This is a genomic window from Paenarthrobacter sp. NPDC018779 (assembly GCF_044391085.1).
Classification (GTDB): Bacteria; Actinomycetota; Actinomycetes; order Actinomycetales; family Micrococcaceae; genus Arthrobacter.
Map to the genome: position 1 here is coordinate 421,911 of NZ_JBIRZS010000001.1, position 15,176 is coordinate 437,086.

Here is a 15,176-nt window from a genome sequence, read left to right on the forward strand (position 1 = left end):
TAGCAAGCGTGTCCGCATCCCGCACTGAACGCCTCCTGAACCTGCTCCTGGCCCTCCTGAACACCAAAGTAGGGCTGAGCCGCGCAGTCCTGCGCGAGACGGTCTACCGTGGCTCCGCTGAGAATGACGCGGCTTTTGGGCGCATGTTCGAACGTGACAAGGTGGACTTGAAGCAGTTTGGCTTCGACATCGAGACGCTGATGGACACCGGGTTTGGTGAGGATGACCCCGCCTCAACGCGATACAGGATCGGGAAGGATTCGAACAGGCTTCCCGAGGTCAGCCTCACGCCGGCTGAAGGAACTGTCCTTCTCCTGGCCTCGCAGCTCTGGGAACGTGCGGCCCTCGGAAACGCCGCGGTGAACGCCGTGCGCAAGCTGCAGGCCGCCGGAGGATTCGCGGACACGGAGCTCCCCTCCGGAGTCCAGCCCCGCGTCAAGCCCGCGGGCCAGGCATTCGATGACGTCGTGGCGGCCATGCATGGACGACAGGCAATCCGCTTCGGCTACCTCGCCGGGAGCACCGGCAAGGAAGAAACCCGCGAGGTTGAACCGTGGGGCCTCGGCAGCCGTTTTGGCCAGTGGTACCTGGTGGGGCTGGACCGCGGAAGGAACGCCAAGCGGTTCTTCCGTTTGTCCAGGATGACCACCGCAGTCACTGTCATCGCCAGCAGCCGGTTCCACCCTCCCGCTGGTTTCGACGCACGGGCCGAGCTGGATTCCCTCACTGAACTCCCACTCCAGGAAGCGCACCTCGACGCTGACGCGGGTCGGTTGCTGGACCTTCGGAAGCGCGGCTCGGCCACGCCCGGCGCCAACGGGCGCGACACACTCCGGATAGCCTTCCGGGATCCGGAGAAGTTGGCAGAGGAGCTGGCCTCTTACGGGCCGCACGTGCTGGTGCGGGAGCCCGCCGAGTTGCGTGCCGCCGTCGTACGCCGCCTTCAGGGAGCGGCCGCCTTTGATGCCGCCCCGCCTGTTGCCGTTGAGTTTCCCGCAACGGCCCCGGTGGTCCGGGCGCGGAAACGGACCTCGGAGGACCAGCTCACCCGGATGCTCCAGTTGGTGCCGTTCCTGGTCCACCACCAGGGGCTGCATATCCAGGAGGTCGCCGACCATTTTGGGATCACCCGCAAGGCCCTCATCGACGACCTTAAGATCCTGATCTGTTCGGGGCTACCGGAAGGCTATCCGGACGACCTGCTGGACATCCAGTGGGAAAACGACCACGTGTACATTACCGAACACCTGGACCTGAACCGTCCCGTGCGCTTCAGCGAGGAAGAAGCGGCGGCGCTGTTGACGGGATTGGCCATGCTTGGAGACCTGCCGGCCTTGGCCGGTGTTGAGGAAGACCATGCGGGCAGCGCCCTTGAATCGGTCACGCTCAAGTTGGCAGGTGCCGCGGGCGAGGCAGGAAGACTGGCGGGAGCAGTGGCCGGAGCCTCTGTGGAGCCCGAGCAGTCGGAGGCCTTCGCCACGGTGAACAAAGCGTTGCGGGACGGCCAGCAACTCCGCCTGCGGTACCTGTCCTTGCAGCGGGACGAAGTCAGTGAACGGGACGTGGATCCACTGCGTCTCTTCTCCATGGACAGCACGTGGTATTTCGAGGCGTACTGCCACAGCAAATCCGGACTCCGCAACTTCCGGCTGGACCGGGTGGAGTCGCTGGAGCCCAACGGGCGGCCGGTGTCGCGGAAGGCGGTTCCGGATGCTGATGTGCCCGCACGTCTTTTCACTCCCAGTGACGACGACGCATTGGTGGTGTTGCAGTTGACCCGCCAGGGTGCCGGACTTGCCGACGATTACTACGCGGAGCGCACGGCCCAACTGCCCGACGGCGGTCTGCTTGCCGAAGTGCGCTTCGGCAGCGCGGAGTGGCTGCCCATGTTCATAGCCCAGCACGGTGGAACAGCCCGGATCCTGGATCCGGGGCCGCTCAGGGACGCCGCGCGGGCCTGGCTCGAATCCGCCTTGGCGCAATACGGCGCCACGACTTCCAGCCCGGCTGGCTAGACTACTCAGATGCCTTGGTGGTTTTGGATCCTGTTGTGGATCGCGCTCATAGCCCTGTCGCTGCTTTTGCATGTCACCCTGGGCTTCCGTTTGTTCCGGAAGTTCATGGCTACCGTGCGCGAATTGGGCGAGGCGGGTAAACGTTTCAGCAACATTTCGCCAACAACGGAAACCTCCGATGTGGACGGGAAGTCAGAGAGCCCGGTGCCCGGTTCTGCCGTTTTTGCCTCGCCCGAGCAGATGCGTCATGATTACCTGACGGCCAAAGCCTTCCGCCAGGAAGTTCGTCGCCAACGGCGCGTCCAGCGCAAAGCCGAGCGGGGCCAACCCCAATCCCTGCACGACATAGAATTCAGATAGACGTAGGATGTATCCAAAAGGAAAGGACCTCCCACATGAGGCTTGAAGGCTGGCATCTCATCATCATCATCGTTCTGGCCCTGGTGCTGTTTGCCGCACCAAAATTGCCGTCCATGGCGCGCAGCATTGGTCAGTCGATGCGTATTTTCAAGTCTGAGGTCCGGGAGATGAAGAAGGACGGATCTTCGGAGTCCAAGGATTCCAAGGACGCTTCGGACGCCGTCGAAGGCCGGGTTGTCGACCACCCGGACGTTAAGGCAAAGAACAACGGCGAGACAGACGTTCCGCCCTCAAACCGCGTCTAAAGAAGAGTGGTAGAAACGAAAGGACGCAAAGCCAATCCCGAAGCCCGGATGGCGTTGCTCGACCACCTCAAAGAGCTGAAGAACAGGCTCTTCAAGGCGGCGATTGGCGTCATTGTGGGCACGGTGGCGGGCTTCATCGTCTACCAGCCGCTCCTTGAGGCCTTGATCAAGCCGATCAAGGACCTCAACGAGAAGGAAGGCCGCGCCGCAACCCTGAATTTCGATGGGGTGGCCAGTTCCTTCGACCTCATGGTCCAAGTTTCGGTGTTCCTTGGCGTGCTCATTTCCAGCCCCGTCTGGATCTACCAGCTGTGGGCTTTCATTGTTCCCGGCCTTCACAAGAAGGAACGCAACCTGGCGTTGTCCTTCGTGGCCGCCGCCGTACCGCTGTTTATTGGCGGCGTGCTTCTGGCGTGGCTCGTCCTGCCGAACGCAGTAAGGGTCCTCACTGATTTCACGCCAAGCGGTGCGTCCAACTTCATCAGTGCCGAGATCTACCTTTCCTTCGTCCTGCGGCTCCTCCTGGCGTTCGGTATCGCCTTCCTGGTCCCCGTGGTGCTCGTGGGACTCAACCTTGCGGGGATCGTCAAGGGCAAGCAACTGATCAAGAGCTGGCGCATTACCATCTTCCTGGTGTGCTTGTTTGCGGCCATGGCGGCTCCCGGCGCGGACGCCATGAGCATGTTCTACCTGGCTGCACCTATGCTCCTGCTGTTCTTTGCCGCAATCGGGATCTGCTTGTGGAACGACCGGCGGCGCGAACGCCGTGCCGTCAAGCGGGCTGCTGAGACGGAAGCCACTGCGGACATAGCCACCTCGGCATCGGATCTGGAGAATCTGTAGACCTTAGGCCACTAGGCTTGATGCATGTCCTCCATCTCCGGGTCTCCGTCACCATCAGACCGCTACCAGGCGGCAGCCAACCGGACAGCCGAGGCCAAGACGTATCTTGGCGCTTTCGCACGTTCCCTCGATTTCGACCTGGACGACTTCCAACGTGAGGCGTGCCGGTCCCTGCAAGAGGGCCGGGGCGTCCTCGTGGCGGCACCCACCGGCGCGGGTAAGACAATCGTTGGCGAGTTCGCCATCTATCTTGCGCTGCAACGGGGTTTGAAGGCTTTCTACACCACTCCCATCAAGGCGCTGAGCAACCAGAAGTTTTCCGAACTTGCAGCCAAGTACGGGGCGGCCAACGTTGGCCTGCTGACCGGTGACACCACCATCAATGGAGAGGCGCCGGTGGTGGTCATGACCACCGAGGTGCTCCGGAACATGCTGTACGCCGATTCGGAAACCCTGGGTGACCTTGGCTTTGTGGTGATGGACGAGGTGCACTACCTCGCCGACCGGTTCCGTGGAGCCGTGTGGGAAGAAGTCATCATCCATCTGCCCAGCGAAGTCCAGGTGGCATCTCTGAGCGCCACAGTGTCCAATGCCGAGGAGTTTGGTGCCTGGTTGGACACCGTCCGTGGAGATACGGACGTCATTGTGTCCGAGCACCGGCCCGTTCCGCTCTGGCAGCATGTCATGGTGGGCCGGGAAATCGTGGACCTCTTCGCGGGCGACACGTCCTTTGACGAGATCGCCCCGCCCATTCCCGATTCTGAGGTTCCGGACCTGGATGAGTCCGTAGACGCGGCTGAGGAACGGGCGGCAAGTTTCGCCAAGCCGGCCAAGCAAGCAGGAAACAACGTCCGGCAGGCCCTGTCCGGGCAGGAGTTCGAGGTAAACCCCGAGCTCCTGGCCATGGCACGTTCGGAAAGCCGTATGAACTTCAGCGGCCGCTTTGGCCATGGCGGACGCAGCCGGCGTCGCCAGGACAGGCAACGGGAGGACCGCAACACAGAACAGCGCAGCCCTGTCCGGAAGGCCAGCAGGCCCCAGGTCATCGACAGCCTGAACCGGCAAGGCCTGCTGCCGGCCATCACCTTCATTTTCTCCAGGGCCGGCTGTGACGCGGCGGTCGCGCAGTGTGCCGCCTCCGGATTGTGGCTGACCACCGAACGTGAGCAGCAGATCATTGCCCAACGCGTGGACGAGGCCAGCCGGGAGATTCCGGCCGACGACCTTGACGTCCTGGGTTTCTGGGGCTGGCGCGACGGCCTTGTGCGGGGCTTTGCGGCCCACCATGCCGGGATGCTCCCCACCTTCAAGGAGGTGGTGGAGAAGCTCTTCGCGGACGGTTTGGTGAAGGCTGTTTTCGCTACCGAAACCCTTGCGCTGGGCGTGAACATGCCGGCACGGTGCGTCGTCCTGGAAAAGCTTGAAAAGTTCAACGGGGAAGCCCACGTCAACATCACGGCAGGGGAGTACACCCAGTTGACGGGGCGGGCCGGGCGCCGCGGCATTGATGTCGAGGGACACGCAGTAGTCCTGTGGCAACCCGGCACCGATCCGGCAGCCGTGGCGGGCCTCGCTTCGCGCCGCACCTACCCCCTGAATTCGAGTTTCAGGCCCACCTACAACATGAGCATCAACCTGATTGCCCAGTTTGGGCGTACCAGGGCCCGGGAAATCCTCGAATCCTCTTTTGCGCAGTTCCAGGCCGACCGCTCCGTAGTTGGCCTCGCCAGGCAAGTCCGCGGCAGGGAAGAATCGCTGGCCGGCTACGCCAAGTCCATGGAATGCCATCTCGGTGACTTCGGCGAATACTCCCGGTTGCGGCGCGAGCTCGGCGATGCTGAACAGTTCGCGGCCCGGGACAACCAGCGGGCCCGCCGGTCCAGGGTGTCCGATTCCCTGACCCGTCTCATACCCGGGGACGTCATCAGCGTTTCGAGCGGCAGGCTGGCGGGGTTCGCCGTCGTACTTGACGCCGACCCCAACGCGCGTGAACCGCGGCCCTCCATCCTGACCTCGGACAACCAACTGCGGCGCATCGGCGTCCATGACGTGGATGCGCCCGTGTCCCCGGTGACCCGGATCCGGATTCCCAAGTCTTTCAATGCCAAGCTGCCGAAGGCCCGACGCGATCTCGCAGCGTCCATGCGCCATGCTGTCAGCGACGATGCCCCCAAGCGGCGAAACAGCAGGCACGAGGACTTCGGCCTGGGTTCCCGGACGCAGGAGCAGGAGAAACGGATCGCCGAACTTCGCCGGACCCTTCGGGCGCATCCTTGCCACGGCTGCAGCGAACGTGAGGATCACGCCCGCTGGTCCGAGCGCTGGTGGAAGCTGCGGAAGGAGACTGACGGACTGGTCCGCCAGATCCAAGGCAGGACCAACACCATTGCCAAGACCTTCGACCGGGTGTGCGATGTCCTGTCCTCCTACGGCTACCTGGAAGCGAACGACGCCGGAAAGGTCACCATCAGTGCCGACGGCCAGCGTCTTCGCAGGATCTATGGCGAGAAGGACCTGCTCATTTCACAGGCCATCAGGGAAGGTGCAATCAACGACCTCGACGCTGCGGAGATGGCGTGTTTTGCTTCTACTTTGGTGTACCAGGCCAAGCGCGAAGATAGGGGCCTGCGGCCGAAGATGCCTTCCATCTCCCTTGAGACCGCTGTGGACATCGTGGTCCGTGAATGGTCGCGCCTGGAGGACACCGAGGAACAGAACCGGCTCCCTCTGACGGCGGAACCCGAACTGGGCCTCATGTGGCCCATGTACAAGTGGGCCAAGGGCAGGCACCTCCAGGATGTACTGAATGGGACGGACCTCGCGGCCGGCGACTTTGTCCGCTGGGCCAAGCAGGTGGTGGACCTGTTGGACCAGTTGGCGAAAATTCCCCAGCTGGACCCACGGCTGGCCCGCATCTGCCGGGAGTCCATCGACCTGGTCCGCCGTGGCGTCGTGGCGTACTCCACGGTCGCCTGACGTCTTTTCCGTTTTCATTACCGTCTTTCCCAAGGAGTTCAGCGAATGAACCAGCCAGGCGCGCCTGCCGGCAAAGCCAAGGTCACCATATACCGCAACGGATCCATCTACACTGCGGCGGATCCCTTTGCCACGGCCATGGTGGTGGACGGTGACACTGTGGCATGGGTCGGTTCCGAGCAGGCTGCCACATCCATCGCGGACGGCACCATGGAGATCATCGATCTCCGAGGTGCCCTTCTCGCCCCGGGCTTCGTGGACTCGCATGTCCACCTGACCGAAACGGGCTTGGCCCTGTCCGGCCTGCAGTTGGGTAGCGCACGTTCGGCCCGCGATGTCCTCGACGCCGTTGCCGCAGTGCCCGGCACGGCGGCCATCCTGGGCCACGGGTGGGACGAAACTACCTGGAACGATCCCACACTGCCCACCGTGGAAGAGCTTGATCGGGCAGCCCGGGGCCGGACCGTCTACCTGTCGCGGATAGACGTTCATTCCTCCCTCGTTTCTTCCGCCCTGATCGAGGACGCGGGCCTTGGCGGGCTTGATGGCTTTACCGGAACGGCCCATGTTGTCCGGGCGGCACACACGGCGGCAAGGAGCGCGGCCAGGAACTTCGACGATTCCACGCGACGGGGCTTCCAGGAAGCAGCCCTCCGCGAAGCGGCCAGCAACGGATATGTGGCACTGGCAGAAATGTCCGCTCCCCATATTTGCCGGGCGGACGATCTGCGGATGGCCAACTCCTGGAACGAAGAAGGCGGCAGCCCGCTGATCCTGCCCTACTGGGGTGAGCTGGCCTCCTCGGAGGAGCATGCCCGGCAGATCCTGGAAAGCCTGGGAACCCCGGTGCTGGGGCTCGCCGGTGACCTCAACATCGACGGGTCCATCGGCTCCCGGACAGCAGCACTGGCTTCCGATTACGCCGACGCTCCCGGAAACCGTGGCAATCTCTACCTGTCCGTTGAGGAGGCCGCGAGCCACCTGGCGGCATGTTCCATGCTGGGCATCCAAGCCGGGTTCCACGTCATAGGCGACGCCGGACTGACTTCCGCGCTGGACGCACTCGATGCGGCCGCAGCGGAAGTCGGAGAGCAGCGTATCCGTGCTGCTGGGCACCGTTTTGAGCACGTCGAACTGGCCGATCAGGAATCAGTGGACCGGCTCGCCAAGTACTCCATCACTGTCAGTGTGCAGCCCGGTTTCGACGCTGCGTGGGGGAGTCCGGGAGGGCTCTATGAGCAGCGGCTTGGTGACCGCAGCCGTGGCATGAATCCCTTCGCGTCGTTCTATGCCAGCGGCGTTCCCATTGCCTTTGGAAGTGACAGCCCTGTGACTCCGCTTCGACCATGGTCAAGCATCCGGGCCTGCCTGGAACACAGCAACCCTGAGCAGCGTATCTCGGCGCGTGCTGCCTTCCTGGGCCACACCCGTGCGGGGTGGCGGGCCACCAAGCACCGCAATCCGCTCATGGGCCAACTGGTTCCGGGCGCACCCGCGAGCTTCGCCGTCTGGGAGGTCGAGGAGCTTATGGTGCAGGTGGCAGACAGCCGGGTCCAGTCGTGGAGCACCGATCCACGTGCGCGCACGCCACTGCTTCCGGCCCTGGATACCGGCAGCGACCCCGTTTGTTTGCAAACGGTCCGCGAAGGCCAGGAGCTGTTCGCGCACGAGGCCCTGCGCGGCTGATTCCCGCAAGAATTTCCCGGAAGTACCGTCCCCGCTGAACTGGGGCAACACCCGTCGGTGCAGGTCATCGGCCGGTTGACGGCGATACCTCGCCGGGTAGCATAAGCGTTACGCGTGTGGGCAGGTCCATGCGGTCTTGGAAAACAGTCCGTCCGGCAGGATACCCGCCGGGCACCGACTGGACTGTGACCGCTGGACCTGTCCACAGCATCGGCCGCGTCGCTCGGGAATGTGGGCACTGACACATGCGCAAAATTTCAGTGGCCGCCTCACCCTATAATGGAGAGTTGCGCCAGAACGCCAGCGTCCATGCTGGTCCGGCACACTGACCGCTCCATCAAGGAAAGGCCTCTTCTTGCGTGTCCTGACGATCATCCCCACCTACAACGAGCTGGAATCGCTCCCCAAGACACTGGGCCGGCTTCGGACTGCCGTTCCCGAATCGGACGTCCTCGTGGTCGATGACAACAGCCCGGACGGTACGGGACAGCTCGCCGACGGGATCGCCGCGGAGGACAACCAGGTTCACGTCCTGCACCGCAAAGGCAAGGAAGGCCTGGGTGCCGCGTACATCGCCGGGTTCAAATGGGGCCTCGCCGCGGGCTATGACGTCCTGGTAGAAATGGACGCAGACGGCTCGCACCAGCCGGAGCAACTGCCCCTCCTTCTGGACGCCATCAAGGACGGCGCCGACCTCGCAATGGGATCCCGTTGGGTTCCCGGCGGCAGCGTCGTCAACTGGCCGCTGTACCGGCAGGCGATCTCCCGTATTGGCAGCACATATTCCCGGATCATGCTGGGCGTCAAAATCAAGGACGTCACCGGTGGATACCGCGCCTTCCGCCGGAGCACCCTGGAGGCCCTCAAGCTGGATGAAGTAGCCTCGGTGGGCTACGGCTTCCAGGTAGACCTCGCCTGGCGCGTCGCCAAACTCGGACTGCGCATCGAAGAGCGTCCCATCACGTTCGTGGAACGGGAACTCGGAGCATCCAAGATGAGCGGGAACATCGTGGTGGAAGCCATGATCAACGTCACCAAGTGGGGACTCGCCGCACGGTGGGCGAAACTGACAGGCAAGCAGCCGGCCGCGGCCAAGTAATCCGAAGCCAGCAGGCCACAAGAAAGGCCGGGCCCGGTTCCCCTGGGGGATCCGGGCCCGGCCTTAGCTCTTGCAGGCTCCGTTATGCTGAGCGGCGCTCTCCACGGCGCTCACGGAGGATGTTCAAGCGATCCTCCAGGATTTGCTCCAGTTCCGGAAGCGTGCGGCGCTCAAGAAGCATGTCCCAGTGGGTACGTACAGCTTTTTCATTGGCGTCGACCGGACGCTCGCCGTCAACCAGCAGCGCCTCCTTGCCGGTCTTGGAAACCCAAACAGGGGGAATCTCGGCTTCGGCGGCAAAGGTCACGAAGACCTGCTCGCCATCCTCGCAACGGTACTCGACCCGCTGGCGCGGTGCCGGCTCAACACCGGATTCGGTTTCCATGCTCTGGGCGCCAAGACGCATGCCCCGCAGGCTGCGATCGCTCATGATTACTCCCTCTGTCTGTTCGCAGGGCTGGAAACCCTGCGCTAGCCGTAAGCCGTTGTCTCGCCGCTCACGGACTACTTCTGCACACCTTGCATCACTATTTGCAACGCCTGGCCAAGCTCTTATGTTCCATCCACGCTGAACCAGCCGGACAAATATCCCATTATACGCGGAAACGGGCCGGGCACTCAAAAACCCTTAAACCCCAGGAGCGGCCAGCCTCCCGGCTGACCGCTCCTGACGCGATTCGCCTGGTGCTACTCCGCGGGCCTCGCAGGCTCGGCTGCCGGCACCGCGGACGTTGCCTTGGCATCGTCCCTGCCGCCGAAAAGACCCTGGACGGGGGAGTCCCCGTTGGTCCCGCCAAGGGCACCGCCGATGCCTTTCAGGGCTTCGCCTACCTCGCTGGGAATGATCCACAGCTTGTTTGAGGTACCCTCCGCAAGCTTGGGGAGAGTCTGCAGGTACTGGTAAGCCAGAAGCTTCTGGTCCGGATTCCCCTTGTGGATTGCGTCGAAGACCTTTTGGATGGCCTGGGCTTCACCGTCAGCACGCAGGATGGCTGCCTTGGCGTCACCTTCGGCCGCAAGGATCGCCGCCTGCCGCTGGCCCTCGGCCGTGAGGATCTGCGACTGCTTGGTGCCCTCGGCCGTGAGGATGGCTGCACGCCGGTCACGCTCGGCCCGCATCTGCTTCTCCATGGAGTCCTGGATGGAGTGGGGTGGGTCGATTGCCTTGAGCTCGACGCGGGACACGCGGATGCCCCAGCGGCCGGTGGCCTCGTCCAGCACGCCACGCAACTGGCCGTTGATCTGATCGCGCGAAGTCAGCGCCTCTTCGAGGTTGAGCCCGCCCACTACGTTACGGAGCGTGGTGGTGGTCAACTGCTCTACAGCCTGGATGTAGTTTGCGATCTCGTACGTGGCAGCCCGGGGGTCAGTGACCTGGAAGTAGACGACGGTATCGATGGACACCACCAGGTTGTCCTCGGTGATGACTGGCTGCGGCGGAAACGAAACTACTTGTTCGCGGAGATCCAGCAATGGCAGGAGCCGGTCCACGAACGGGATCAGGATGGTGAGTCCCGGGTTGAGTGTGCGCTGGTACTTGCCCAGGCGTTCAACGACGCCGGCACGTGCCTGCGGAATAATCCTGATCGAGCGGACCAACACAATGATGACAAATATGACTAGAACAACCAGCACTATGGCTGCCGCTGTTCCTCCCAAGCCGTCCATACATCTCCTTCATTCCCCAATTGAGTGGTTTGATGCGGCTCAACGGTGCGGGGCAAACCCGCGCCCGTCAGCAGAAACTTTCGGTGTGCCCTAGAGCGGGCTGCTTTCGGCAGTCGAGGCGACAACCGCCGTCGCGCCGTCAATCCTGGTGACCTGGACCGTTGCGCCCGGGTCAATGACCCCGGACGTGCTGCGTGCCGTCCAGACGTCGCCCCCGATCTTGACCAGGCCGCTTGTCCCGCTCACGGCTTCGATGACGAGGGCGGATTGTCCAATCAGGCGGTCCACGTTGGTGCGCTGTTCAGCGGGTCCCTTGCGGAGGTGCTTGAGGGCCACGGGCCGCACGAAGGCAATCATCAGGAGCGAAACCACGCTGAAGATCACGATCTGGAGCCAGAAGTCGGCCCCCGCGAAGTCCGCCACGAGACCGGCGAGGGCGCCGCCACCGAGCATGATGAAGAAGAGATCGAGCGTGAGCATCTCCACCACTGCGAAGGCGAGGAAGACCGTGAGCCAGAGAGCCCACCAGTTTTCGCCGAGCCATTCAAACATCTGTTCCCCCTTGGTCCCGGACCCCGAGGACGGGATCACAGTCGCTGTCCTTCCATCCTAGCCCGGAGCGGAGTCCCACGTCAGGGCCGTGTTTCACGGCTCCTGAAGATACCGATCTGGAACTTCGCCGTGGTGTGCAAGGATTCCGTGCCGTCGGCCGTTCCCGGCGTCTTGTGCGAATCGAGATGGTGGCCCGCAGGGCCCATGAAGGCGAGGTCCGCCAACTGTCCCGGGTCCAGCGTGAGCGGGACGTCGAGGTTGATGGTGCGCCCTGGCAGGAAGTGTTCCGAGAGGGTCTCTGCCAGCTTCGCCTCCTTGCCTTCCTGTATGGACAGCATGCCGGTGCGCTCCGCCGCTTCGGCCAGGTGTCCCGGGCGTGGGGTGACCACCAACAGGGTGCCGCCCGGACGCAGCACGCGGGCGAACTCCGGTGGATTCCGCGGGGCGAACACCACCAGGACCACGTCCATGGAATGGTCTGCGAGGGGCAGGGGACGCCAGATGTCCCAGACCAGGTTGGCGGCCTGGGGATTCAGGTGGGCAGCCCTGCGGAGGGCGAATTTGGAGATATCCAGCCCCACTGCTTTTGCCGGCGTCTTGTGCAGGACGGCGTGCAGGTAATGGCCCGTCCCCGTCCCGGCGTCAAGGACAGCAGGATCCGGCCCCTGCATGGCCTCGGCTGCCAGGGAGGCGATGGTGCCGGCCAGTTCGGCGTAATGGCCGCCGTCGAGGAAGCGCTGGCGGGCGGCCACCATGTCTGCGGTGTCCGCCTCGAAGACTGTGCCCTTCCCCGTCAAGAGGTTGAAGTAGCCCTGCTTCGCGGCATCGAACACGTGGCCGGCGCCGCACAGGATTGCGCGGTTCGGGCCTTCGCCAAGGTGGCAGGGTCCTTGGCACACGGGACAGCGAAGGGCGGCGATGGCGTCGGACAGCATGGCTTCAATCCTACGGCCGACGGAGTGTCAGGCACCGGCATCCGGGGTGTGCGGTTAGGCTCACCCACGTGAAACCCGAGCAACTGCCACTGCTGAATACTGTCTCCGCTCCCGCTATCCACCCTGACGGGACCAGGGCCGTCGTCGCGGTCACCAGGCCGGACTTTGACACCGACTCCTATGTCGGCCAGCTCTGGAGCGTGCCGTTGGACCCTGCCAAGCACTCCCGACGTATTACGCGCGGCTTCAGGGATACCGCTCCCGCCTTCTCGCCTGACGGGTTGGTACTGGCTTTCCTGCGAAGCGACCAGGACGGCAAGCCGCAGCTGTTCGTAGTGGAGTCCGCGGGTGGCGAGCCGCAGCGGATTACCGGGCAGCATGCGGGCGTGGGAGGGTTTGAGTGGGCACCGGACTCGCACCGGATCGTCTTTACGTCGCGCGTCCCCGAACCCGGCCGCTATGGCACGGTGGAGGACGTCACGGCCGGGCGCGAGGACCCGCGCCTCATCTCCTCCAAGCAGTACCGGATGAACGGTTTGGGCTATACCGCTGACCAGCGCCAGCAGTTGTTCCTGGTGGACGTACCTGAACTCGGCAGCGAGCCGGCGTTCCGTCCACGCGGACGGGCGGCCCACGAACAAAGCCAGGCCGCCTTCACGGACATTCCCCAAGCCCGGCAGCTCACCTTTGGCGACGCCGACCATGAGTCTCCGGTCTTCGCTCCGGACGGCCGCCACCTTTACTTTGTGGCCGCGCTGCATGAAACGCACGACGACGACCTGGTCGCCTCTGTCTACCGGATGGACGTCCAAGGCGGCCAGCCAGAAGCAGTTCATCCCTCCAACCACAGCCCGCAAACGGTCGATGCCGTGCGGGTGTCGACCAACGGCGAGTGGCTGTTCTACACCGCCCAGGATTTGGGCGAATCGCGGATCGACTTCGTTGCCAGGAACACGGTGCTCTTCGTCATGCCCGTGGGCGGGGGAGAGGCGCGGCCATTGACCGATGCCGAGCACCTTGACGTTTCAGGCCCCCTGCAGCCGTGTGGACCGGATAGTGTCTTGGTCTTGAACACGGCCTTGGGCACTGTTGAACTGCTGGAGGTCGCAGCGGACGGCGGCATCACCCCACTGGTACACGGTGCCCGCGTGGTGTTGGGAGCAACAGTGGCGGCTAACGGCGAAATGGCAGTCAGCTTCTCTGACGCCTCCACGGTAGGTGATCTTGCTTCCCTGGACAGGGGTGAACTGCGGCTGCTGACCGATTTCTCGGCAAACCTCCGCAACAACTCCCAAGTCAGCGAACCGCGGGACCTTGAAGTGGCAGCGGAGGACGGCCACCCCGTGCACGGCTGGGTGGTCATGCCGGACGGTCCTGGACCACACCCGGTGCTCCTCACTATCCACGGCGGCCCGTTCGCCCAGTACACGGGCGCGTTCTTCGACGAAGCCCAGGTCTATGCCGCGGCCGGATATGCGGTGGTGATGTGCAACCCGCGTGGTTCCGCCGGATACAGCCAGACCCATGGGCGGGCCATCAAGGAACGGATGGGCACCGTGGACATGCAGGACGTCCTGGCTTTCCTGGACGCTGCGCTGCGGAAATACCCGGCCTTGGACAAAGAGCGGTTGGGCATCATGGGAGGCTCCTACGGCGGGTACCTGACCGCCTGGACCATCGGCCACGATCATCGCTTTAAGGGTGCCATTGTGGAGCGCGGCTTCCTGGACCCCGTCAGTTTCCACGGATCGGCAGATATTGGCTGGTTCTTCGGAGGCGAGTACACGGGCGGAACCCCGGAACAACTGCAAGCCCAGAGCCCCATGGCCGTGGTTGGCAGCGTGAGGACTCCTACGCTGGTCATCCATAGCGAGAACGATCTCCGTTGCCCCATCGAGCAGGGCCAGCGGTACTACTCGGAACTGAAGTCCCGCGGGGTGGAAACGGCACTGTTGCTGTTTCCGGGCGAGGACCACGAACTGTCGCGCTCGGGCACTCCGCATCACCGCAAGGCGCGGTTCCAGCACATTCTGTCATGGTGGGCGCACCACCTGCCCAGCGAGCTGAACCGCGGCGAGGACTGCATGGTTTAGCTGTGGAGGAAGCCTAGGGCGGCCCGGGCATCGTCGATCCCGGGACGGGACCGAGCTTGGCCTTTCCGCCACGCTCTTGGACTGTGCTGCCGGATATCGGACAGCCAAACCAAGCCGTAGGAGACTGCGTCGTCGGGGCTGGCTTCGACGCGCCGGGCGCAGTACCGGACACCGATGAGCTGGCTTCATTGAAAAATTTACAAACTCTTTTTTCCTGATCCAAAAGCAATGACATAATTATCCGGGTCCTTTATGGAAAACTCTTTCCATGCTCCCCAATCAAAATCATACACTTCAGGCTCTTGAGTAATGGATGCTCCCTTACCTTCTAATTCTTTATACAAGATATCTATATCTTCATGCGTTTCTACATAAGCATAAGTATCCCATGATTTGTCCTGTCCTTTGCCAGGTTTGTTTGGCTGGACATCAAGAGAGCTATTAGCCTCTATCAACTTGAAACCCAGCCTAAAATCGTCTCTCACAGCCCAAAAATCAGTTACTTCACAGCCTAAAACTTCTTTATAAAAGGCTCTCGAAACTTCTAGATTTGATACTAGCAACACTTGCACAGAGAACTGGACTTTACTCATTAAAAGAACCTCCGTAGAATAAATGAAATGAATTAAACATATACTGAAGTG

The 15,176-nt window shown here is 62.9% G+C and carries 13 protein-coding genes; 8 read left to right on the forward strand and 5 right to left on the reverse strand.

What is annotated here, in order from left to right; genetic code table 11:
* Window positions 1-8 precede the first annotated feature (8 nt).
* From ACH488_RS01960 to ACH488_RS01990, 7 genes are all read left to right on the forward strand, one after another.
* Window positions 9-2,015 (forward strand): helix-turn-helix transcriptional regulator, encoded by a 2,007-nt coding sequence (locus ACH488_RS01960; protein ID WP_397321870.1) that lies wholly within the window; start codon window positions 9-11, stop codon window positions 2,013-2,015.
* A gap of 9 nt (window positions 2,016-2,024) precedes the next feature.
* Window positions 2,025-2,375, forward strand: a complete 351-nt coding sequence (locus ACH488_RS01965; RefSeq protein WP_397321872.1) for a hypothetical protein — start codon at window positions 2,025-2,027, stop codon at window positions 2,373-2,375.
* A 35-nt stretch (window positions 2,376-2,410) separates the two neighbouring features.
* The gene (gene tatA, locus ACH488_RS01970) at window positions 2,411-2,680 is read left to right on the forward strand and encodes a Sec-independent protein translocase subunit TatA (RefSeq protein WP_397321873.1); all 270 of its coding nucleotides are present in this window, start codon (window positions 2,411-2,413) and stop codon (window positions 2,678-2,680) included.
* A 6-nt stretch (window positions 2,681-2,686) separates the two neighbouring features.
* Entirely contained in the window at window positions 2,687-3,523 is an 837-nt protein-coding gene (gene tatC, locus ACH488_RS01975; RefSeq protein ID WP_397321874.1) for a twin-arginine translocase subunit TatC, read from the forward strand.
* Between the two features lie 24 nt (window positions 3,524-3,547).
* Window positions 3,548-6,499 carry a DEAD/DEAH box helicase gene (locus ACH488_RS01980; protein ID WP_397321876.1) on the forward strand — a complete coding sequence of 984 codons (2,952 nt, stop codon included), beginning with the start codon at window positions 3,548-3,550 and terminating at the stop codon, window positions 6,497-6,499.
* 45 nt (window positions 6,500-6,544) lie between these two features.
* A complete protein-coding gene (locus tag ACH488_RS01985; RefSeq protein ID WP_397321878.1) occupies window positions 6,545-8,185 on the forward strand; it encodes an amidohydrolase in 1,641 nt (546 codons plus the stop codon).
* A 355-nt stretch (window positions 8,186-8,540) separates the two neighbouring features.
* Window positions 8,541-9,284, forward strand: a complete 744-nt coding sequence (locus ACH488_RS01990) for a polyprenol monophosphomannose synthase (protein WP_397321880.1) — start codon at window positions 8,541-8,543, stop codon at window positions 9,282-9,284.
* Between the two features lie 82 nt (window positions 9,285-9,366).
* On the opposite strand, the gene ACH488_RS01995 is transcribed toward ACH488_RS01990, so the two are convergent.
* The 4 genes from ACH488_RS01995 to ACH488_RS02010 all read right to left on the reverse strand — a co-directional run bounded on the left by ACH488_RS01995 (window position 9,367) and on the right by ACH488_RS02010 (window position 12,439).
* On the reverse strand, window positions 9,367-9,714 hold the full coding sequence (locus ACH488_RS01995; protein ID WP_397321881.1) for an RNA polymerase-binding protein RbpA: 348 nt from the start codon (window positions 9,712-9,714) through the stop codon (window positions 9,367-9,369).
* A gap of 257 nt (window positions 9,715-9,971) precedes the next feature.
* Entirely contained in the window at window positions 9,972-10,952 is a 981-nt protein-coding gene (locus ACH488_RS02000) for an SPFH domain-containing protein (RefSeq protein ID WP_397321882.1), read from the reverse strand.
* Between the two features lie 90 nt (window positions 10,953-11,042).
* Window positions 11,043-11,504, reverse strand: coding sequence for an NfeD family protein (locus ACH488_RS02005; protein ID WP_397321884.1), 462 nt, complete (start codon window positions 11,502-11,504; stop codon window positions 11,043-11,045).
* Window positions 11,505-11,584: 80 nt separating this feature from the next.
* Window positions 11,585-12,439, reverse strand: coding sequence for a methyltransferase domain-containing protein (locus ACH488_RS02010; protein ID WP_397321885.1), 855 nt, complete (start codon window positions 12,437-12,439; stop codon window positions 11,585-11,587).
* Window positions 12,440-12,507: 68 nt separating this feature from the next.
* On the opposite strand from ACH488_RS02010, the gene ACH488_RS02015 reads away from it, so the two are divergent.
* A complete protein-coding gene (locus ACH488_RS02015; RefSeq protein WP_397321887.1) occupies window positions 12,508-14,532 on the forward strand; it encodes a S9 family peptidase in 2,025 nt (674 codons plus the stop codon).
* A 197-nt stretch (window positions 14,533-14,729) separates the two neighbouring features.
* On the opposite strand, the gene ACH488_RS02020 is transcribed toward ACH488_RS02015, so the two are convergent.
* The gene (locus ACH488_RS02020; RefSeq protein WP_397321888.1) at window positions 14,730-15,125 is read right to left on the reverse strand and encodes a VOC family protein; all 396 of its coding nucleotides are present in this window, start codon (window positions 15,123-15,125) and stop codon (window positions 14,730-14,732) included.
* Window positions 15,126-15,176 lie beyond the last annotated feature (51 nt).